The 20,679-nt window shown below is 71.7% G+C and carries 21 protein-coding genes; 7 read left to right on the top strand and 14 right to left on the bottom strand.

Annotation, left to right across the window (positions count from 1 at the left end; translation table 11 throughout):
* Positions 1-15: 15 nt before the first annotated feature.
* From OIE67_RS27440 to OIE67_RS27395, 10 genes are all read right to left on the bottom strand, one after another.
* The gene (locus OIE67_RS27440) at positions 16-864 is read right to left on the bottom strand and encodes a hypothetical protein (protein ID WP_326625783.1); all 849 of its coding nucleotides are present in this window, start codon (positions 862-864) and stop codon (positions 16-18) included.
* Positions 861-2,327 carry an MCE family protein gene (locus tag OIE67_RS27435; RefSeq protein ID WP_326625781.1) on the bottom strand — a complete coding sequence of 489 codons (1,467 nt, stop codon included), beginning with the start codon at positions 2,325-2,327 and terminating at the stop codon, positions 861-863. The genes OIE67_RS27440 and OIE67_RS27435 overlap by 4 nt, the downstream gene beginning before the upstream one ends.
* A complete protein-coding gene (locus OIE67_RS27430; RefSeq protein WP_326625779.1) occupies positions 2,324-3,322 on the bottom strand; it encodes an MCE family protein in 999 nt (332 codons plus the stop codon). The genes OIE67_RS27435 and OIE67_RS27430 overlap by 4 nt, the downstream gene beginning before the upstream one ends.
* Positions 3,319-4,344: an MCE family protein gene (locus tag OIE67_RS27425; protein ID WP_326625777.1), complete on the bottom strand. Its 1,026-nt coding sequence runs from the start codon at positions 4,342-4,344 to the stop codon at positions 3,319-3,321. Before OIE67_RS27425 ends, OIE67_RS27430 begins: the two co-directional genes overlap by 4 nt.
* Positions 4,341-5,381 (bottom strand): MlaD family protein, encoded by a 1,041-nt coding sequence (locus OIE67_RS27420; RefSeq protein ID WP_326625775.1) that lies wholly within the window; start codon positions 5,379-5,381, stop codon positions 4,341-4,343. Before OIE67_RS27420 ends, OIE67_RS27425 begins: the two co-directional genes overlap by 4 nt.
* Positions 5,381-6,424: an MlaD family protein gene (locus OIE67_RS27415; RefSeq protein ID WP_326625773.1), complete on the bottom strand. Its 1,044-nt coding sequence runs from the start codon at positions 6,422-6,424 to the stop codon at positions 5,381-5,383. The genes OIE67_RS27420 and OIE67_RS27415 overlap by 1 nt, the downstream gene beginning before the upstream one ends.
* Position 6,425: 1 nt before the next feature.
* Positions 6,426-7,445 carry an MlaD family protein gene (locus tag OIE67_RS27410; protein ID WP_326625771.1) on the bottom strand — a complete coding sequence of 340 codons (1,020 nt, stop codon included), beginning with the start codon at positions 7,443-7,445 and terminating at the stop codon, positions 6,426-6,428.
* A 5-nt stretch (positions 7,446-7,450) separates the two neighbouring features.
* Positions 7,451-8,305, bottom strand: coding sequence for an ABC transporter permease (locus OIE67_RS27405; protein ID WP_326625768.1), 855 nt, complete (start codon positions 8,303-8,305; stop codon positions 7,451-7,453).
* 13 nt (positions 8,306-8,318) lie between these two features.
* Positions 8,319-9,110: an MlaE family ABC transporter permease gene (locus OIE67_RS27400; RefSeq protein ID WP_106244946.1), complete on the bottom strand. Its 792-nt coding sequence runs from the start codon at positions 9,108-9,110 to the stop codon at positions 8,319-8,321.
* 152 nt (positions 9,111-9,262) lie between these two features.
* Complete coding sequence (locus tag OIE67_RS27395) at positions 9,263-10,657, bottom strand: aminopeptidase P family protein (protein ID WP_326625767.1); 1,395 nt, start codon at positions 10,655-10,657, stop codon at positions 9,263-9,265.
* Positions 10,658-10,795: 138 nt separating this feature from the next.
* Between OIE67_RS27395 and OIE67_RS27390 the strand changes: the two genes are divergently transcribed.
* The 5 genes from OIE67_RS27390 (at position 10,796) to OIE67_RS27370 (ending at position 15,654) form a co-directional block, all read left to right on the top strand.
* A complete protein-coding gene (locus tag OIE67_RS27390; protein WP_106244948.1) occupies positions 10,796-11,224 on the top strand; it encodes a CBS domain-containing protein in 429 nt (142 codons plus the stop codon).
* A 33-nt stretch (positions 11,225-11,257) separates the two neighbouring features.
* Positions 11,258-11,944, top strand: a complete 687-nt coding sequence (locus tag OIE67_RS27385; RefSeq protein ID WP_326625764.1) for a hypothetical protein — start codon at positions 11,258-11,260, stop codon at positions 11,942-11,944.
* Between the two features lie 206 nt (positions 11,945-12,150).
* Entirely contained in the window at positions 12,151-13,053 is a 903-nt protein-coding gene (locus OIE67_RS27380; protein WP_326625762.1) for an endo alpha-1,4 polygalactosaminidase, read from the top strand.
* Positions 13,054-13,117: 64 nt separating this feature from the next.
* Positions 13,118-13,891, top strand: a complete 774-nt coding sequence (locus OIE67_RS27375) for a cyclase family protein (RefSeq protein ID WP_106244820.1) — start codon at positions 13,118-13,120, stop codon at positions 13,889-13,891.
* Positions 13,888-15,654 carry a thiamine pyrophosphate-binding protein gene (locus OIE67_RS27370; RefSeq protein ID WP_326625757.1) on the top strand — a complete coding sequence of 589 codons (1,767 nt, stop codon included), beginning with the start codon at positions 13,888-13,890 and terminating at the stop codon, positions 15,652-15,654. Before OIE67_RS27375 ends, OIE67_RS27370 begins: the two co-directional genes overlap by 4 nt.
* A 59-nt stretch (positions 15,655-15,713) precedes the next feature.
* On the opposite strand, the gene dhaM is transcribed toward OIE67_RS27370, so the two are convergent.
* The 3 genes from dhaM to dhaK all read right to left on the bottom strand — a co-directional run bounded on the left by dhaM (position 15,714) and on the right by dhaK (position 17,815).
* Complete coding sequence (dhaM, locus tag OIE67_RS27365; protein WP_326645488.1) at positions 15,714-16,088, bottom strand: dihydroxyacetone kinase phosphoryl donor subunit DhaM; 375 nt, start codon at positions 16,086-16,088, stop codon at positions 15,714-15,716.
* Positions 16,089-16,217: 129 nt separating this feature from the next.
* Entirely contained in the window at positions 16,218-16,835 is a 618-nt protein-coding gene (gene dhaL, locus OIE67_RS27360; RefSeq protein WP_326625755.1) for a dihydroxyacetone kinase subunit DhaL, read from the bottom strand.
* Complete coding sequence (gene dhaK / locus OIE67_RS27355; RefSeq protein ID WP_326625752.1) at positions 16,835-17,815, bottom strand: dihydroxyacetone kinase subunit DhaK; 981 nt, start codon at positions 17,813-17,815, stop codon at positions 16,835-16,837. The genes dhaL and dhaK overlap by 1 nt, the downstream gene beginning before the upstream one ends.
* A 54-nt stretch (positions 17,816-17,869) precedes the next feature.
* On the opposite strand from dhaK, the gene OIE67_RS27350 reads away from it, so the two are divergent.
* Positions 17,870-19,036, top strand: coding sequence for a cytochrome P450 (locus OIE67_RS27350; RefSeq protein WP_326625750.1), 1,167 nt, complete (start codon positions 17,870-17,872; stop codon positions 19,034-19,036).
* Positions 19,037-19,054: 18 nt separating this feature from the next.
* Complete coding sequence (locus OIE67_RS27345) at positions 19,055-19,801, top strand: lysophospholipid acyltransferase family protein (RefSeq protein ID WP_326625748.1); 747 nt, start codon at positions 19,055-19,057, stop codon at positions 19,799-19,801.
* Positions 19,802-19,849: 48 nt separating this feature from the next.
* Here OIE67_RS27345 and OIE67_RS27340 read toward each other — a convergent pair whose 3' ends face one another.
* Complete coding sequence (locus tag OIE67_RS27340; protein WP_106244829.1) at positions 19,850-20,656, bottom strand: serine/threonine-protein kinase; 807 nt, start codon at positions 20,654-20,656, stop codon at positions 19,850-19,852.
* Positions 20,657-20,679 lie beyond the last annotated feature (23 nt).

Raw genomic sequence — 20,679 nt, 5'->3', positions numbered from 1 at the left:
CTAAGGGGCCGATCGTCAGTCCTTCTCGTCCTTGTCGCCGTCGAGGGAGTACTGGTCCTCCGAGGCCGCGCCGAGCGCGGTCACGTCATGGATCTTCCAGCTGCCCTTCTCCTTCACAAGACTGATCTTAAGGTGCGAATCCCTGACCGAGCGGATCGCCTGCGAACTGTTCACCTGCTGATCCACGACGACGATGGCGTGCGCGGTGGCCTCGTCCACGTCGGCCAGGTAGACCTCGCGCACGGTGGCCTGTGAGGTGGCCTTGAGCTTGACGATGACCTGCGCCATCGTGCCGCCGAAGGCCGTGTCGTAGGTGGCCAGGAAGTCACCCGTGGCCTGGGCGGCCAGGGTGGAGCGGGTGGTCTGCAGGTCGCGGTAGTCGTAGCTGAGCAGGGCGCGGCTGAACGCGCTCGCCGCGCCGGACACCTCCAGGCGCAGCGCGCGCTCGGACTCCAGGGCGGCCCGCGCGTCCTGGGCCTGGCCGGCGGCGACCCACTGGAGCACGGCGGTGGCGGCGACGGCGGTCACCAGCATGGCGGCCAGCGCGCCGAACACCTTGGCCCGCGTGAACCGCCCGCCCCCGCGCCGCTCCCCGGCAGGCTCAGTTCCGGGCTCCTCGTCGGGCTCGGCGTCGGGCACAGCGTCGGGCTCGGCGTCGGGCACAGGGTCGGGCACAGCGTCGGGCACAGCGTCAGGCTCGGCGGGTTCAGCGTCGGACTCGGCGCTGGACTTCCCGGTGGGTTCGGCGTCCGGGGCGGGAGCGGTGGTGCCGGTCGCCTCGGCGACCGTCTCCGTGTCCTCGGCGGGCGGGGTGGTGGGGGTCTCCGGGCGGGCCTGCTCGGCGAGCTCTTCTTTGGTGGTCAAGACGACTCCTCACGGCGGCGGGCGGCCCGGCCCGCCGCGATCCAGCCCACGATGCCACCACTCGCCACCACGGCGAGGAACATCGCGGCAATCAGCGGGACGGTGTTCGCGGGCGTTCCGGACGCGGCCCGGCCGGCGGTCGCGTCCGCCGATGACCCGGTGGCTCGCGGGGTTCTGTCCGTGCCGTCCGCGTCCTTCCTGTTCGTGCTGTCCTCCTTCGCGCCGGGTTCCGGTGTGCCGCCGCCCGGCCGGTCGTTCGCCGAGACCGGGGCGCCGGAGTCGCGGGGCCGGGCGGCGACGTCCTGGCGCTCACCGCCCGGCCGCCCGGCCGCGTCCGGATGCGGCGCTCCGTCGCGGTCCCCGTCGCGGTCCCCGTCGCGGTCCCCGTCGCGGCCCGCGTCCGGGTCGGGTTCCGGCGCGCGGTCGGGGCAGGCGCGGAGCTTGGGCACAGAGGGCGGGCCGAGCGGCCCCGCGTACTCCTCGGCCGGCTGCGGCCCGCCCGGCACGCTGAAGACGAACGCCGCCTTGCCGTACACCGTGTCCCCGCGCCGGTCGCTGATGTCGTCGGACAGGCTCAGCGCGGTCGGCACGATGCTCAGCAGATGGTGCACGTTCCGCTCGGTCGCGGCCGAGAACGCGGGCCGGTGCGGCAGCCCGGCCGCGGTCAGCAGGCAGGAGAAGCCCGGCCGTGACTTCCTGACCGCGTCGTCGAGCTGGGCGAAGAACCCGGGCCCGTGGTCGAGGAAGGCGTTGAGATCCGATCGGGACTCCCGCAGCGTGGCCGTCACCGTGCTCAGGTCCGTGATCCCCGAGGCCAGTTGGCCGCGCTTGCCGGCCAGCGTGTGCGTGAGCCGGGTGAGCTGCACCGCCAGGTCGTCGAGCACCTCGGTGTTGTCGGCGAGCGTGCCGGTCAGCGTGTGGGCGTTGTCGATGATGCGCCTGATCGCGGGCGCCCGCCCGTCCAGCGCGACGGCCAGCTCGTGCACGATGGTGTCGGCGTCCTTCGGCGGGACCGCGTTCAGCAGCTTGCCGACGCCCTCGAACAGCTTCTTGTAGTCGAGCGGCACCGTCGTCCTGGCCAGCGGGATCGTGTCGCCGGCGGCGAGGACGGGCCCGGTCACGCCGGCGGCGGGCGGCGAGAGCTCCACGTACGGCTCCCCGATGGCCGACTTGCGCCGCACCTCGGCGGTGACGCCCTTGGGCAGCCGGATCTCCCTGTCGATGTCCAGCCCCACGACGATCTTTCCCGGCGCCAGCCGTACGTCACCGATCTTGCCGACCCGGACGCCCAGGTAGGCCACGTCGAACCCGCGGATCAGCCCGGGGGAGGAGACGAACTCGGCCGAGACCCGGTAGGGCCGCTCGATCGCGTCCAGCTTGATGATCGTGCTGAACGCCCAGACCGTCATGACGATCCCGAGCAGGACGAAGAAGCCGAGGTTGAGGAGGATGCGGTGTCTCATCGCGGCGGCTCCAGCAGCATGCGGAAGTCCTCCACGGGATTGCGTACGGGATCCTCGCGCACCGACGGCAGCACGCCCTTCAGCCAGACGTAGATCATCACCTGGCCGTTCACCGTGATCGGCGGCGCGTCGATGAACCTCTGCAGCTTGGCCACCAGCGCCTTCAGGTCCTCCTTGCCCCGCTGCATGGACGAGGAGATGGCCTCCAGCTCGCGCAGCAGCGTGCGCAGCCGGGCGGCGTGGCGCGGGTACACGGTGAGGTTGGCCTGCTCGGCCAGTTCGGTGAGCGCGACGATGGTCTTCTTCACGTGGCCGCGCCCGTGCGCGAGGCGTCCGGTGGCCGCGGCCAGCGTGCCGGGCAGCCGGTCGAGTTCGGCGCTGCCCTCGGCCAGGTCGTCGCCCAGCTTGGCCAGGGCGTCGATGCTGGTGCCGAGGTCGCGGCGGGCGGCCGCGTAGGCGTCGGTGACCTGCGCCGTCTGCCTGATCAGCCGGTTGACGTCGTCGCCCCGCCCGTCGAGCGCGGTCGAGGCGGCGTCGAGGACGGCGTTGACGTCCTGCGCGCCGAGCGCCTCGATGAGCGGCCCGGCCTTGGCGGTGACCTGCTCGATGTCCGGTTCGACCGAGGTGTCGGCGATGGTGGCGCCGTCCTTCAGGTAGGGGCCCGAGGCCAGGTCCTTGCCCGGCGGCGGGCTGAGCAGCACGTAGTTCTCGCCCAGCACGGACGTCTTGGCCACGGTGGCCGTGCTGCCCTGGGGCACCCGGTGCGCGGACTGGACCGACATCGTCACCTTGGCCCGGTAGCCCTGCAGCGCGATGGCGGTGACGGTGCCCACCCGCACGTCGGAGATCTGCACGCTGTGCCCGGCCACCAGGCTCTGCACGTCGTCGAAGACCGCGTACAGGGTCATGTCGCCGGTGGTCGCGCCCAGCGTCTGCAGTGAGCAGGACGCGGTCAGGGCGAGCGCCGCCAGCGCGGCCGGAAGCCGGATCCTCATCGCGCGCCTCCCCTCCGGGAGAAGGGACAGTTGCTCAGCCCGGCGGGCAGGCACGGCACCTCGCCCAGGTTCAGCGCGTCGAACAGCGGCCGGAGCCACGCCCTGGTCATCGCGTTGAGCACGATCCTGATCTTCAGCACGTGCTGCTCGCGATCCCAGGAGTCGATCAGGACGTCGGCGAAGTCGGCCGCGCCCTTGACCGCCCGCGCCATGGAGTCGCTGTTGGCCCGGACGGTCAGCACCAGCTCGGCCAGCGTGGTCGCGGCCTGGGGGAGCCGCTCGGCGTACTGCTCGATGAGCACGTCCCCGCGCCGGACGAACCCGGCCATCGACGCGACGAAGCCGCGCAGCCGCCGCCGTTCCTCCGCCAGGATGGCGCTGGCCTCGGAGAAGGCGTCGATGGCGCCCGTCACCTGGCTCTCGCGCTCGTTGAGGCTGCCGGCCAGCTCGCTGAGCCCCTTGGCCAGGTCGATGAGCCGCTGGTCCTGCGCGGCCAGCACGCCGGTCAGCTCGGAGGTGTCGGCGATGGCGTTGTTGATCGTCTTGCCCCGGCCCCTGACGCCGTCGGCCAGGTCGCCCGCCACGTCGCCGAGCCGTTCGTCGTCGAGCGCGTCGGTGAGCTTGGTGAACGCGTCGAGCGCGTCGTCGATCTCCACCGGCAGGTCCGTGCGCTCCAGCGGGATCGTCGCCCCGGCGCCGATCCGCCGGTCGCCGGGCTTCCACGGGGGGTAGAGGACGACGTTGCGCTCGCCGAGCGTGTTCTGCGGCGCGACCACGGCCTTGACGTCGGACGGCAGCGGCACTCGCGGGTCGATCCGCAGCTCCGTCCGCACCCTGTCCCCGTCGATGGTGATGCTGTGCACGTAGCCGGCGTCGAGGCCCATGACCTTGACCCGCGCCTCCTCGTACAGGGAGGGCGCGGCGCGGAAGAAGGCCACCAGCCGGTACGGCTCCGCCCCCGTCACCGAGCACCCCGACGCCAGGAGCGCCCACCCCAGCAGCACCGCCACGAGCCGTCTCATCTGTCGCTCTTCCTGTCTTTGGCGATGGCCCCCAGCACCTCCGGGTTGATCGGCCCCAGGCCGGTGGCGATGGCCTCCAGCCACGGCCCCTGTCCGCCCATCGTGGACAGGCCGGAGAACGTCGGCCCCGCCCACGCCAGCAGCGAGTTGAGCCGTTCGTTGCTGCCGCTGAGCCGGGTGGTGATCGCCGCGTTGTCGTCGAGCACCTGGACGAGCGACTTCTCGTGCTCGTCGATCAGCCGGGTCGTGCTCTGGACCAGGTCGCTGCCGTCGCCGAGCAGGGTGCGCAGCTCGGCGCGCCGTTTGCGCAGCTCGTCCAGCATGACCTCGACGGCGTCGATGAGCCGGACGAGCTGCGCGTCCTTCTTCTTCAGCACGTCCATGATCCGGGTGCCGTTGTCGAGCAGCCGCTGGAGCTGCGGCTCGCTCTTGCTGATCGTGTCGGACAGGTCGCCGATGTTGTCCAGCAGCCGGGTGACGCGCCCCTTCTTGACGGTGTCCAGCTTGTCCAGCTCGGCGAGCAGGTCGTCCACGGCGTCGGTGTCGAGCCGCTCGACGAGCCGGGTCGCGTCCTTGATGGCGTCGTTGATCAGCGTGGGCACGCCGGTCCGCTGCACGGGGATGCGCCGCCGGTCCTCGGGCAGCTGGTCCAGGTACGGGGGCGTGACCGGCCCGGTGAGCTTGACGTACCGGCCGCCGAGCAGGTTGGACAGGGCGACGTCGGCGCGGGTCGCCCGGCCGAGGCGCACGCCGTCGTCCACCTTCCAGGTGACCACCACGTGGCCCTGCGCGTAGTCGGCGCGCACCTCGGTGACCTTGCCCACCCGCACCCCGGCCACCCGCACGTCGTTGCCGGTGCGCAGCCCGCCGGAGTCGGTGAACACGCCCGACACGGTGTAGCCGCCCTCCAGCAGGCCCAGGTTGCCGACCAGGAAGGTGGTGACGAGGACCGCGGCGAGCACGGCCAGCGACACCAGGCCGACGGCGTGCTTGTTGCGGTCCCTGAAGGATCCGACGCTGAAGGACTTGAGCGCCATCAGCGGCCCACCAGCAGTTTCCGCAGGTCCTGCTCGCTCTGGATCCTGGTGTTGCGCAGCGGCGGAGGCGTCTTCATCCCGTACGGGCACGGGGCGGCGTTCAGCGCCACGCAGGGGACCGCGGTGATGAAGTAGTGGCCGCGGTTGACGCTCGAGTACGCCCGCGCGAACAGCGGCTGGAACGTGCTGACCGTCTTGTCGATCCTGCCGACGTTCCGCCGGATGCCGCCGGTCAGCCCGGACAGGTTGTCGACCAGCCGGCCGAGCTCGCCGGCGTTCTTGCCGAGCACCTCGTTGGAGGTGTGGACGGTGGCCGACAGCTCCACCAGCGCGTCGTCCACCAGCTCGCGGTTGTCGGCGAACGCCTCCGTCAGCGTGACCAGGTTGTCCACCAGCCGCTCGATCTGCCGGTCCCGCCTGGCCACCACGCCGGTGACGGTGGCGTAGTCCTTGAGCAGTTGCTCGATGGTCCGCTTGCGCTCGTTGACCGTGGTCGTGATGGCGTTGACGTTGTCGAGCAGGCGCGGGATGTTGTGCTGGTTGCCCTTGAGCGACTTGGCGGCGGCGGTCAGGAGCTGGTTGATCTGGTCGGGGTCCAGGCTGCGGGTGAGCGGGCCGAGGTCGCTGATCAGCTCGCCGATGTCCACGACGGACGAGGTGCGCGTGAGGCGCGCCCCCGGCGGCAGCCGGCCGGGCGCGGTGCCGGGCAGCAGGTAGATGACGCGCTGGCCGACGGCGTTGCGCCAGCGTACGGCGGCCTCGGTGTCAGTGGGCACCCTGACCGCGTCCTGCACCTCCATGGTCACCTCGGCCCGGCCGTTCACGACCCTGATCGTGTCCACCTGCCCGACGGGGGCGCCGGCGATCTTCACCTGGTCGCCCTCGATCAGGCCGGACACGTCGTCGAACACGGCGACCAGGCGGTAGCCGCCGCCCGTGCTCACCCGCTCGATCTGCACCGCGATCACCACGATCAGCGACAGGGTGAGGCCGATGAACAGCGTGAACCGCATGAGGGTCCAGCGGCGGCGCAGGCGTTCCACGTCAGCGCCTCCCGTCGGTCGGGCCGCAGGCGCCCACGATCAGCTCGCAGACGTCGGTGGCGATGAACGCCTCCACCTGCAACTGGCGGTTGCCGCCCGGGCCCGGCGCCTCGATCAGCTCGTTGAGCAGGTCCACCAGCCGGTTGAAACCGCGTACGCCGTCTCCGGCCAGGCCGAGCTGGGCGTAGATGAGCGCGGCGACCCGCTCGCCCGAGTGCACGCCGGCCCGCAGGTTCCCGCGGTGCTTGGCCAGGCCGTGCGAGACCTGCCCGGAGACCGAGGTGACCTCCTGGAGCAGGGCGCGTACCTTGTCGGCCCGCTTGAGCAGGTCGGGGGTGATGACGTTGACGTCGGAGGAGATGGAGACGAGCTCGTCGCCCTTGTCCGACAGCGCCGTGCCCAGCAGCGCCGCGTCGTGCAGGAACCGCCGCGCCTCCGCCCGGTGCCGGTGCGCGACGCCGACGACCGTGCCCGCGTCGCCGATCAGCTCGCGCAGGTTCTCGCCCTCGCCCTCCAGCCCCTTGGCCAGCGTGTGCACGATGACCGTGACCTCGCGCGGGTCCACGGCGTCCAGGCCGCGGTAGGCGTCGCCGAGCGTGTCGGACAGGTCCAGCGGTTCCTCGGTGTCGGTGATGACGGCTCCGGCGGACAGGTACGGGCCGGTCGTCTCGCCCGCGCCGGGCCGCAGATCGACGAACTTGGGGCCGAACACCGACGCCGGCTCCACGGAGGCCACCGCGGTCGTGGGAACCTTGACCCCCGGATCGACGTGCATGGTCACCACGGCCCTGCCCTTGACGTCCAGCGCGATGCCCGTCACGTCGCCGACCGTGATACCGCGGATCTTGACCGGCGAGGCGGTGTCGAGGCCCTGCCCGGCCCGGCCGAACACGGCGTCGATGCGGGTGCCGCGTAACTCGGTGGTGGTGCGCACCACGTACAGGGTGGCCGCGGCGAACACCGCCAGCACGGCGAGCGCGATGCCCATCCGGGTGGCGAGGGAGAGTTCAGCTCGGTTCACCGGCCTCACCCCGTCAGCGGTATGTTGCCGCCGCCGCCCCAGAACAGGTACGACAGCAGCAGGTTGAGCAGCACGATCGTCACGATCGACTGGCGGATGGCCCTTCCCGCCGCCACCCCCACGCCCACCGGACCGCCGGTGGCGTGGAAGCCGTGGAAGCAGTGGATGACGATGACGGCGAAGGCGAACACGGCGACCTTGGAGACGCTGAACAGGATGTCGCTGACCGGCAGGTACAGGTAGAAGTAGTAGTCGTAGACCCCGGGCGCCAGCCCGAACAGCACCGTGCACATGAGCCGCGTGGCGAAGAAGCTGGCGAACAGCGCGATCAGGTAGATCGGCACCAGCGCCAGCAGCGCCGCCACGACGCGGGTGCAGATCAGGTAGGTGAACGCGTTGATGCCCATCACCTCCAGCGCGTCGATCTCCTCCGAGATCCGCATCGCGCCCAGCTCCGCCGTGAACGACGAGCCGACCTGCGCCGCCAGCGCCGTGGCCGCGATGATCGGGGTGATCTCGCGGACGTTGGCGAAGCTGCCGACCAGGCCCATGAACGACTCCGCGCCGATGGCCTGCAGCCCCTGGTAGCCCTGCAGTCCCACGGTCGCGCCCACGACGAACGCCATCGTGAACACCACGAAGACCATGCCGCCGCCGATGACGGTGGCTCCGACGCCCACCACGACGTCGCTGACCTGGCGCAGGACGACCTTGGCGTACTTGAGCCTGAGCACCACGTCGCGGACGGAGTAGAACAGGACCTTCCACACGAACAGCGGCCAGTCGGCCAGGGCAGCGAACCGCTCGGCGGCGTCCCGCCCCCTGAGGGCGAGTCTGAGGCCGGCCGTCCGCGTCGCCATCAGCCGGTCACCATCACAGCGACCTCGGCGGATAGGCCAGGAAGTACACGGCGGAGATCACGTAGTTGAACGTGAACACCAGCATGAACGTCACCACGGTCGCCTGGTTGACCGCCCGCCCCACGCCCACCGGGCTGGTCGCGCACGTCATGCCCTTGTAGCAGGCCACCCCGGCCGCGATGAACCCGAAGATCCACGCCTTGAACAGCGTCACGTACAGGTCGGAGGCCACGACCAGCGACAGCGCGCCCTCGAAGTACGCGCCCGGCGTGACGCCCTGCACGATGACGTTGAAGAAGTAGCCGCCGGTCGCGCCCGCCAGGATGACCAGCGGGCACAGGCACACCGCGATCGTGCTGGCCGCCCACATGCGCGGCGTGACGAGGCGGTGGATCGGGTTGACCGACATGACCTCCATCGCGCTCAGCTCGTCCCTGATGTGGCGGGCGCCGATGTCGGAGGTCATGGCGCTGCCGCCGGCCCCGGCGATCAGCAGCGCGCTGGCCAGCGGCGCCACCTCGCGGATCAGGCCGACGAAGACGGCGCTGCCGGTGGCCGAGCCGGCGCCGAGCTGCCGGGCCAGCTCACCCACCTGCAGCGCCACGGTCGCGCCGAGCGGCAGGGAGACCAGGAGCACGGGGACGCTGGTGACGCGGGCCAGGAACCAGCACTGGTCGACGAACTCCCACCACCAGCGCCTGACGTCCCAGCTCCGGCGCAGGCCCTCCAGGACGATGACGAACAGGTCTCCGACCTGGCCGAGGGCCGAGCCGGCGCGGCGTCCGACGTACCCGGACCAGGCCATCACCACCTCCGCCGCCTACGGATCAGCAACCCTACTGACGGGTTGTCCAGTAGGCCATGGCTTGGCGGTAATTTGCGGAAAAGGTATGAGGGCCGGGCCGCGCCTTGTCAGCCACGTACGAAACGTGACCGTCCCGTTACAGCTCCGTCCTGTCAGAGCAGGGCGCCCATCCAGGACTCGATGCCGTCGGGGTCGCGGGGGAGCGCGTCCGACATCAGCCGGGCCCCGCCGGCGGTGATCACGAGATCGTCCTCGATCCTGATGCCGATGCCGCGCAGCTCCTCGGGCAGCGTCAGGTCGTCCGGCTGGAAGTACAGGCCGGGCTCCACGGTCAGCACGTTGCCCTCCTCCAGCACGCCGTCCAGGTAGACCTCGGCCCGCGACCTGGCGCAGTCGTGCACGTCCAGGCCGAGCATGTGGCCGCTGCTGCACAGCGTGTAACGCCGGTACAGGCCCGTCTCCATCAGCGTGTCGACGCTCTCCTTCAGCAGGCCCCAGTCGCGCAGCCCTTCGCAGATCACCCGCATGGCCGCCAGGTGGAAGTCACGGAAGCGAGCGCCGGGCCGCAGCGTGGCGATGGCCGCCTCCTGCGCCTGGTGGACCAGCTCGTACGCCTGCCGCTGCACGCCGCTGAAACGGCCCGACAGCGGGAAGGTGCGGGTCACGTCGGCCGTGTAGAGCGTGTCCGACTCGACGCCCGCGTCCATCAGCAGCAGGTCACCGCGGCCGAGCGCGCCGTCGTTGCGGATCCAGTGCAGCACGCAGGCGTGCGCCCCGGCGGCCACGATGCTGTCGTAGCCGGTCGCGTTGCCCTCCAGCCTGGCCCGCAGCCCGAAGACGCCCTCCAGGTACCGCTCGCCGCGCGGATGGCCGAACGCCTGGGGGAGCGCGCGGACGACGTCCTCGAAACCGCGCGCGGTCGCGTCCACGGCCGACTGCAGCTCGCCGACCTCCCACTCGTCCTTGACCAGCCGCATCTCCGCCAGGAACGACTCCAGCTCCGCGTCACCGTCCACCCTCGGGACGGCGGCGTCCACAGCGGCGTCCACGCCCCGCAGCACCCGGGCCGGACGGCCCAGCTCCAGGTCGCGGATGTGGGCGCACTCGACCTGGTAGAGCGCCGCCGCCTCGGCCAGGTCGGGGCGCGGTCCGGCCCAGAACTCGCCGTAGCGGCGGTCGCGGTAGAACTCCTGGCCCTCCTCGCGCGGGGCGCGCGGCCTGACGTACAGCACGGCCTCGCCGGACGGCTCGATCACCAGCACGTCGTCCGACTCGCCCGCCCCCGTCAGGTAGGAGTACGCGCTGTGCGGCCGGAACCGGTAGTCGCTGTCGTTGCTGCGCACCTTCAGCGTGCCCGCGGGGATCACCAGCCGCTCACCCGGGAACCGCTGCGCCAGCGCGGCCCGCCGCTTGGCCGCCCACGGCGCGATCGGCCGCGGCCCGGCCTCGGCGCCCGCCTCCTGAGGGGCCCAGCCGGTGCGCATGAACGCGGCAAGGTCGTCGGTGACGGGCAGATCGTGGCTTCCGATGTTGAGCGCCTCGGCCATGGAGCGTTCCTTGAGTGGTATGTCGGTCGATGTCGTGATCCAGTACAGGGAGCAGCCTACGGGACCGCTTGACGAGGGCCCCGGGGGGTTGTTTGCCTGGACGCAGGGTTGGAACACTGAGGGCAAGAGGTGGTGCACATGCTCATCGGGACGATCCTTCGTGGCAAGGGCAGTGACGTGACGACCGTCGCGCCCGCCGCCACTGTACGCGAGCTGCTCGCCCAGCTGGCCGAGCACAACATCGGCGCCGTCGTCGTCTCCTCCGACGGGGTCACCATCGAGGGGATCGTCTCCGAGCGCGACGTGGTGCGGCGCCTGCACGACCGCGGCGCCGCGATCCTCGACTCCCCGGTCTCCTCGATCATGACCACCGAGGTGACCACGGTCGGTCCGGGGGAGAACGTCGACTCGCTCCGGCAGACCATGACCACGCAGCGCTTCCGGCACATGCCGGTGGTGGACGGCGGCCGGCTGGTCGGCATCGTCAGCATCGGCGACGTGGTCAAGAGCACGATCGAGGAGCTGGAGACGGAGAAGGCGTCGCTGGTCGACTACCTGCATCGTTGACAGCATCGTTGACAGGGATGGGACGCTTGGTCCGTGATGTACGGGCCGCCCCCTCCTGACCATCAGCGGGTACCTGAGTACCCCCGGGCCACGAGCAGCCCGCCGATCATCGTGCTCGTCTCGGGGCTCGCCGCCCTGCTGGGCTTCCTGCTGGGCGTCTTCGTCGGGTTCGGCGCGCAGACGACCTCCGCCGAGGAGCCGGAGCCGCGGGTCACGGTGACGGTCGAGGAGAGTCAGCCGGGTCTGCCGGACAGCAGCGCGCCGGCCGCGACGCCGCCCCAGGACGGGCAGCCCACGCCCGGCCAGACACCCCCGGACCAGACCCAGCCCGGTCAGACCCAGCCAGGACAGACGCAGCCCGGCCAGACCCCACCCGGGCAGACGCCGGGCCAGACCCAGCCGGGTCAGACCCAGCCAGGACAGACTCCGCCCGCGACGCCTCCCGGGCAGACCACCCCGCCGGGAGCCGGGGACGCGGCGACGCCGCCGCTGAACGGCGCCTCCCTGCGTACCCTCGTCGTCGGCACGGACATCCAGCCCGGCACCTACCGCACCACCGGCCCCACCGCCGGGTTCCCGCTCTGCTACTGGGCCAGGCTGCGGAACACGACCGGCGACATCATCACCTCCGGTATGCCGACGGGGCCCGCCAGCGTCACCATCCTGGCCACCGACAAGGCCTTCCAGACCGGTGGTTGCGTCGAGTGGAGCAAGGCGTAACTTTCTGCCGGAAACGCTGGACAACAGCGCAGAAACGCGCAATTCTGCTCACCGGCAGAAAGGAGGCACGCCCCAGCGTGCTGGCGTGACGCCCTGCGGTCATGGGCCACGCCACTCCGGCGTCCCTGGCCGGGACGCGTAGCGGAGAGTGCGGAACAGCGCGCGTCGCCACCGATCCCGAACCGTTCTGTTCGCGAGGAGTGTCCATGCGTCTGTCCGCTCTCGTCTCCGCCGCCGCCCTGGCGGCCGTCACCGTCGTCACCTCACTCACCACCGCCCCGGCCGCTGCCGGATCCGCCTCCGGAGCGGCCTTGGCGACCGCGTCCGGGGCCGCCGCGCTGCCCAGTCCGGTCGCCTGCAACGGCTGCTGGAAGCCCGCGCTCAACACCAGCTGGGACTGGCAGCTCATCGCCCTGCCGAAGAAGCCGTACCCCAACGTGCAGATGTTCGACATCGACGGCTTCGACGCCACCGACGACGGCACCATCGTCAAGTCCCTCAAGGCCGACAAACCTGGCCGTCGCGTCGTCTGTTACATCAGCGCGGGCACGTATGAGGACTGGCGCCCCGACTCCGGCCGCTTCCCCGCCGCGGTCCTCGGCGACCCGCTGGAGGACTGGGAGGGCGAGCGGTGGCTGGACATCCGCCGCTACTCCGGCGAGCTGGGCCAGATCATGAAGGACCGGCTCGACATGTGCAAGGCGGCCGGGTTCGACGCCGTCGAGCCCGACAACGTCGACGGCTACACCAATGACACCGGCTTCCCGCTCAAGGCCGCCGACCAGCTCGCCTACAACGCCTGGTTGGCCAACGAGGCGCACAAGCGCGGGCTGTCCGTGGCGCTGAAGAACGACGTCGCGCAGATCCCGCAACTGCTGCCGTACTTCGACTTCGCGATCAACGAGGAGTGCTGGGAGCACTCCGAGTGCACCACCGCCCAGAACGGCGGGTCGTACGGCTACGACCAGTTCGTCAAGGCCGGCAAGGCCGTGTTCCAGGTCGAGTACAACCTGGCCACCTCGAAGTTCTGCTCGAAGTCCAACGCCCAGAACTTCAACTCGCTGAAGAAGACCTACGACCTCGACTCCTACCGCGTGGCCTGCCGGTAGGACAGGCGTTTGCACTGGTAGGGCGAGCGTAGGAGGATGCGCTCAGCCCACCAAGGAGGAAGACATGTCGGTGTTGCAGAGCTTTGTGGACAGCGTGCGCAACGGGGCGATCGAGGTGATCGACCTCACCGCGCCGCTGACGGCGGAGACGCCGATCCTGCAGCTGCCCGAGCCGTTCGGCAACACGATCCCGTTCCGGCTGGAGGAGATCAGCCGGTACGACGATCGCGGCCCGGCCTGGTACTGGAACGACATCCACACCGGCGAGCACACCGGCACCCACTTCGACGCCCCCGTCCACTGGGTCACCGCCCGCGACGGCCAGGACGTCTCCCAGGTGCCCGCGCGCAGCCTGATCGCGCCCGCCGTGGTGCTCGACCTGGCCGCGGAGGCGTCGAAGGACCCTGACTTCCTTCTCCAGATCGACCACGTCAAGGAGTGGGAGCGGGCCAACGGCCCGCTCCCCGAGGGCGGCTGGCTGCTCTACCGGACCGGCTGGGACGCCCGCTCCGCCGACCAGGCCGCCTTCCTGAACGCCGACGAGACCGGCCCGCACACGCCCGGCATCTCGGTCGAATGCGCCCAGTGGCTGGCCGCCGAGACCCCCATCCTCGGGCTCGGCGTCGAGACCGTGGGCACCGACGCGGGCGCCGCCCACTCCTTCGACCCGCCCTTCCCCTGCCACTCCTTCCTGCTGGGCGCGGGCAAGTACGGCCTCACCCAGCTGCGCAACCTCGACCGCCTGCCGGTGACGGGCGCCGTCGTGGTCGCGCCGCCGCTGCCCATCGAGGGCGGCTCGGGCAGCCCCGTACGCGTGCTCGCCCTGGTCGAGCGTTGATCGTCGCCGAGGCCGTGGGCCGGGTCCTGGCCGCGTGCGGGGCCGGGACCGCCTTCGGGGTGGTGGGCAGCGGCAACTTCCACGTCACCAACGCCCTCGTGGCCGCCGGCGTGCCCTTCGTCGCCGCCCGCCACGAGGGCGGGGCCGCCACCATGGCCGACGCGTACGCCAGGATGAGCGGCCGGGCCGGCATCGTCTCGGTGCACCAGGGTCCGGGGCTCACGAACGCGATGACCGGCATCACCGAGGCCGCGAAGAGCCGCACCCCGCTGATCGTCCTGGCCGGCGAGGCCACCGAGCCCCAGTCGAACTTCCACATCGACCAGTCCGCCCTGGCCGTCGCCGTGGGCGCGGTGGCGATGCGGGTCACAGGGGCCGTGGACGTGGTGGAGCAGGTGGTCCGGGCGTACCAGGTGGCCGTGGGGAACCGCCGCACGGTGCTCCTGAACCTTCCGCTCGACGTCCAGTCCACTCCCTGCCCCGACCTCGACCCCACCACCCTGACCACCCGAACCACCCGCCTCCTCGCCGCAGCCCCGCCCTCGGCCGGTCCCTCCGCTTCCACCGCGACCGGCTCCACCCCCACGCCGGCCGGGCGCTCCAGCGGGGAGCCGGCGGGCGGGGCGGGTTCCGGGCGGGAGCCGTCGCCTTCCACAGGTGTGCCTTCAGCGGAGGACGGGCTGCTGGAGCTGGCGCGGGCCCTGGAGGGGGCGCGGCGGCCGGTGTTCATCGCCGGACGCGGTGCCCGGGGGGCCCGGCGGGAGCTGGAGGAGCTGGCCGAGCGGACCGGGGCGCTGCTGGCGACCTCCGCCGTGGCCAAGGGGCTCTTCCGCGGCAGCCCGTGGGACCTCGACGTCTCCGGCGGCTTCGCCACGCCCCTGACGGCCGAGCTGATCCGCGCCGCCGACCTCGTCGTCGGCTGGGGCTGCGCCCTGAACATGTGGACCACCCGGCACGGATCCCTGATCTCGCCCGGCACGCGGGTGGCGAAGGTGGACCTCGACCCGGCGGCGCTCAAGACGCACGTGCCCGCCGACGTGGGCGTGGTGGGCGACGTGGCGGAGGTCGCCCGGTCGCTGACCGCCCGGGTGCGGGCCGGCGCTCCTGGTTACCGCTCGCCGGAGCTGGCCGGCCGGATCGAGGCGGAGGGCCGCTGGCGGGGGGTCCCGTACGAGGACGAGAGCGGCGGCGGCCGGATCGACCCGAGGACGCTCACCATCGCGCTCGACGACCTCCTGCCCCAGGACCGGATCGTCTCGATCGACTCCGGGAACTTCATGGGATATCCGTCGATGTTCCTCGACGTCCCCGATGAGAACGGGTTCTGCTTCACCCAGGCGTTCCAGTCGATCGGGCTCGGCCTGGCGACCGCGATCGGCGCCGCCGTGGCCCGCCCCGACCGGGTGCCGGTGGCCGCGCTCGGCGACGGCGGCGCGCTCATGGGGCTGGCCGAGCTGGAGACCGTGGTCAGGCTCGGCCTGCCGATGGTGATCGTGGTGTACGACGACGAGGCGTACGGGGCGGAGGTGCACCACTTCGGCCCGCACGGCCATCCGCTGGACACGGTCAGGTTCCCCCCGGCCGACCTGGCCGCCATCGCCCGCGGCCACGGCCTGGCCGCCGTGACCGTCACCGGGCCCGACGACCTGGCGGGCGTGGCGGAGTGGACCGGAGGCGAACGGGACCGCCCGCTGCTGGTGCACGCCAAGGTGACACGCGAACGCGGCTCATGGTGGCTGGAGGAGGCCTTCAAGGGCCACTGATCCAAGGACCTCTGATCCGGGGGTCCCTGGTCCAGGGACCCCGGTCCGAGGGCTGCGGATCAGAGTTTGCGGAAGGCGCGGGACTCCTCGGCGGCCTCCAGCACCTCGGCCAGCGACGAGCCCGCGCCCGCCGCCACCGCGGCCGCGATCGCGCCCTCCACGAACGGCACGTCCGCCACCACGATCCGCTCTTCCTCCTCCAGCAGCCGGGCGTTCAGCACCGAGCTGCCCAGGTCGGGGATGAGCACCACCCCGTGGCCCTGATCGACGCTGCGCACCGCCGCCTCGACGCGGTCGATGGAGGTGCCCAGCCCGTTGTCCGAGGTGCCGCCGGCCGCCGCCACGGGGGCGTCCGGCCCCGCGATCCCGAGGGCCAGCGCCATCGCCTCGGCCGCCAGCCCGGCACTGTGCGAGACCAGCACCACGCCCACCATCACACCGCCTCCACAGTCGCTCCGGCGGCAGCCCGTCCCCCATCGGCCTCTCCGGCAGCAGCCCGTCCCCCAGTGGCCCGTCCCCCAGCAGCCCGTCCAAGTCCAGTGACAGTCCGTCCGGTCACGGGCCTAGCCCGCCACGGTGGCCAGCGCCGTCATGAACAGCACCGCCGACGCCGCCCCCGGATCCTCGTGCCCGATGCTGCGCTCACCCAGGTAACTGGCCCGCCCCTTGCGCGCCTGCATCGGGATCGTCGCCTTGGCGCCCTCGGCGGCCGCGCGGGCCGCCTGGTCGAGCGCCTCCTGGACGCCCACGCCGTCACGTACGGCCAGCGCCAGCGCCCGTGAGGCCGGGGCGAGCGCGTCCACCATGGTCTTGTCGCCCAGGGCCGCCTTGCCGAGCCGTTCGACGGCCACCACCCCCGCCTCGAAGGCCGCCGAGAACCCGGCCAGCGTCACCGGCGTCAGCAGCGCCTTGCCCATCTGCCGGAACACCGATCCGTACAGCGGGCCTGACGCGCCCCCGACCCGGCGGATCAGCGTCGTGCCCGCCGTCGTCAGCACCTCCGCCGCCGACTCCGGCGCGGAGTCGGCCAGTGCCTTGCACACCTCGGTGAGGCCGCGGTCGAGGTTGGTGCCGTGGTCGGCGTCACCGATGGCCGCGTCGAGCCGGGTCAGGCGGTCGCGCTCCTCGCGGACGAGCCGGGCCGTCTCCTCGAACCAGGCCACGAACAGGTCGGTGTCCATCAGCGCCCCCAGCGCAGCGCGGGCGTCTCGACCGGCGCGTCCCACAGCCGGGTCAGCGCGTCGTCCAGCAGGCAGACCGAGACCGAGAAGCCCTGCATGTCCAGACTCGTCACGTAATTACCCACCAGCGAGCGCGTCACCCGGGCTCCCTTGCCCTTGATGAACGCGGCCACCTCCGCGAACACGACGTACAGCTCCATGAGCGGCGTCCCGCCCATGCCGTTGACCATGACCAGCAGGTCGCCCCGCAGCGGCTGGTCGCGATGGACGGCCTCCATCGCCACCCCGGCCAGCTCGCGCGCCGGCGCCAGCGGCACCCTGGCCCGCCCCGGCTCGCCGTGGATGCCGATGCCCAGCTCCACCTCCGTCTCCGGCAGGTCGAAGGTGGGCTTGCCGGCGGAAGGGGTGGTGCAGGAGGTCAGGGCGATGCCGAAGGACCTGCTGCGCTCGTCCACCTCCTGCGCCACGGCCGCGACCCGGGCCAGCGGCGCGCCCTCCTCGGCCAGCGCCCCCGCGATCTTCTCCACGAACAGCGTCGCCCCGGTGCCGCGGCGGCCGGCCGTGTAGAGCGAGTCCTGGACGGCGACGTCGTCGTCCACCAGCACGCTCGCCACCTCGACGCCCTCGACCAGCTCCGCGGCCATCTCGAAGTTGAGCACGTCGCCGGTGTAGTTCTTGACGATGTGCAGCACCCCGGCGCCGCCGTCGACCCCCAGGGTCGCCTCGATGATCGGATCGGGCACCGGCGAGGTGAAGATCTCGCCGGCGCAGGCGGCGTCGAGCATGCCGTGGCCGACGAAACCGACGTGCAGCGGCTCGTGGCCGGAGCCGCCGCCGGAGACCAGGCCCACCTTCCCGCGGCGCGGGCCCTGCGCGCGGTAGACCACGTGGTCACGGATCCGCAGCGAGGGGTGGGCCGCGGCCATGCCGTTCAGCGCGTCTTCAACGACGGATTCTGCCGTGTTGATGAGCTTCTTCATGGTCGAAACATCTGCCCGTTTTCACGACCGCGCAAGCGTCGTAGCGTGGGCGGAGTGGATATCGTCTACAGTCCCTTCGACGCCGCGACCAACGACGACCCCTATCCCGTCTACGCGCGGCTGAGGGCGGAAGCGCCGCTCTACCACAACGCCGAGCTCGGTTTCTGGGCGCTGTCCCGGCACGCCGACGTCTCGGCCGCCCTCGCCGACAGCGCGCTGCTGTCCAGCGACCACGGCCCCATGCTGGAGCCGGGCGCCTCGGGTCCCGAGGCGCGCAGGTTCCTGTCGTTCGTGGCGATGGACCCGCCCGAGCACACCCGCATGCGCGCCGCCATCTCCAAGGGCTTCACGCCGCGCCGGGTCGCCGCGCTGGAGCCCATGATCAGGCAGATCGCGCGCGAGCACATCGTCCGGGCGGTGGACCGGGGCACGTTCGACTTCGCCCGCGACATCGCGGCCAGGCTTCCGCTGGACGTGATCTCCGAGCTGGTGGGCGTGCCGCCGTCCGAGCGCGCGGGCGTACGCCGTGACTTCAGCGCCCTGATCGGGTACGCCCTCGACGGCGAGACGGCCGACGACGGACTCAAGAGCCTGGTCTCGCTCGGCGGCCACTACGGCTCGATCATCGCCGAACGCCGGGCCGAGCCGCGCGACGACCTCGTCTCCGTCCTCGTCGCGGACGAGGAGCTGAGCGACGACGACATCGTGGCGTTCCTGTTCCTGCTCATCGGCGCGGGCGCGGAGACCACCACCCACCTGCTCAGCGCCGCCTGGTACTGGGCGTGGCGCAACCCGGACCAGCGCGCCGCCGCCTTCGGCGGGGCGATCACGCCGTGGATGGAGGAGTCGCTGCGCTACGACACCCCCGCCCACGGCACCGCCCGCCGGCTCACCCGCGAGAGCGAGTGGTACGGCGTCCGCGTCCCGGAGAACGCCAAGATGTGGCTGCTGATCGGCTCCGCCAACCGCGACGAGCGGGTCTTCCCCGGCGCCGGCGACTACGACCTGAGCCGCGACACCGCCCGCTCCCTCAGCTTCGGCGTCGGCCGCCACTACTGCCTCGGCGGCGCCCTCGCCCGGCTGGAGGCCAGGATCGCGCTGGAGGAGCTGACGAAGGCCGTCTCCCCCGGCTACGACATCGATCCGGCCGGCATCAGGAGGACCGCGCACGGCAACGTCAGGGGCATGGTGAGCCTCCCGACGTCCGTGAAACCCGCCTGAGTACGTTACCTTCTGCTCATGGCTGAGATCGTGTACCCGCCGGTGATCGCCGCCGCGCGGACCCTGTTTCGCGTGCTCGACATCAAGTTCCACATGGAGGGGACCGAGCACGTGCCGCGCACCGGGGGAGCGGTGCTGGTGAGCAACCACATCAGCTACCTCGACTTCATCTTCGCCGGGTTCGCCGCGCTGCCGTCGAAGCGGCTGGTGCGCTTCATGGCCAAGCAGGACGTGTTCGACAACCGGATCTCGGGGCCGCTGATGCGCGGCATGCACCACATCCCGGTGGACCGGGAGGCGGGGGCCGGCTCCTACGCCACGGCGCTGCGCATGCTGAAGGCCGGTGAGGTCGTGGGCGTGTTCGCCGAGGCGACGATCAGCCGGTCGTTCACCGTGAAGGAGATCAAGAACGGCGCCATCCGGATGGCCCAGGCGACCGGCACGCCCGTCATCCCGGTGGCGTTGTGGGGCGACCACCGGCTGTGGACCAAGGGGCGGCCGCGCAACCTGCTGCAGCGGCACGTGCCGGTCACCATCCTGGTCGGCGAGCCGATGCACCCCAAGCGCGGCGAGAACGTCAACGACCACACCACCGACCTGCACCGGCGCTTGTCGGAGCTGGTGGACCGGGCGCAGCGCACCTATCCGGAGGTGCCGCAGGGGGTGTGGTGGCAGCCGGCCCACCTCGGCGGCACCGCGCCGACCCCGGAGGAGGCGGCGGCGATGGACGCCGCCGAGGCCGAGGCCCGCGCCAAGAAGGAGTGACCACGTGACCACCACTGGCCGGCCGTCCCGCGAGGGGCGGCCGGCGGGTCAGATGGCCGCCTGGTAGGCGCTGGCGCGCATGCCGGCGAGTAACCCCGCCGTCTGCTCCGGCGTGTAGCGGCGCACGGGGTCGTGGTGCAGCAGGCCCTCGATGAGCGGCCGCATCACCCCGGCCCGCCGCGGCGGCGGGTAGGGGCCGCTCCTGGCCATGCCGAGGACGGTGGCGGCGTCCTGGCCGGGGTAGGGCGGCTGGCCCTCGATGGCGCTGTAGAGCGTGGCGCCGAAGGACCACATGTCGGCCTCCTTGCTGGCCGGCCCCCCGTGCAGCCGCTCGGGCGCCATGAAGGCCGGAGTGCCGCGCAGCCGCCGCGAGGTCGTCATGCGGATGTCACCCTCGGCGGTCGCTATCCCGAAGTCGGTCAGCACCACCCGGTCACCGGTCAGCATGACGTTGGCGGGCTTGACGTCGCGGTGCAGCACGCCCGCCTGGTGGGCGGTGCGCAGCGCCGCGAGCAGGTGCTGCCCGATCGCCGCCACCGACTGCGCGGGCAGCGTGCCCACCTGTGACAGCAACTGGTGCAGCGAGAGCCCGTCAAGGTATTCCATCACGATCCAGAGCTTCCCGCCCTCCTCGATCAGGTCATGCACCGTGACGATGTTGGGATGCGTCAGCCCGGCGGCCATCCTGGCCTCGCGCAGCACCCGGCGGCGGACCATCTCGGCCTCACCGGCCAGGGTCAGCTCCTTCAGCGCCACCGTACGGTGGAGGAGCTGATCGAACGCCCGCCAGACGACTCCCATACCCCCACGACCGGCCTCCTCGTTCAGGAGGTACCGTCCGCCGATCTCCCGCATACCATCCCCTCTAGCTCGGGGAT

It is taken from the genome of Nonomuraea fuscirosea (assembly GCF_035917475.1).
GTDB classification, from domain to species: domain Bacteria; phylum Actinomycetota; class Actinomycetes; order Streptosporangiales; family Streptosporangiaceae; genus Nonomuraea; species Nonomuraea fuscirosea.
This window is presented reverse-complemented; position numbering and strand designations above follow the sequence as displayed.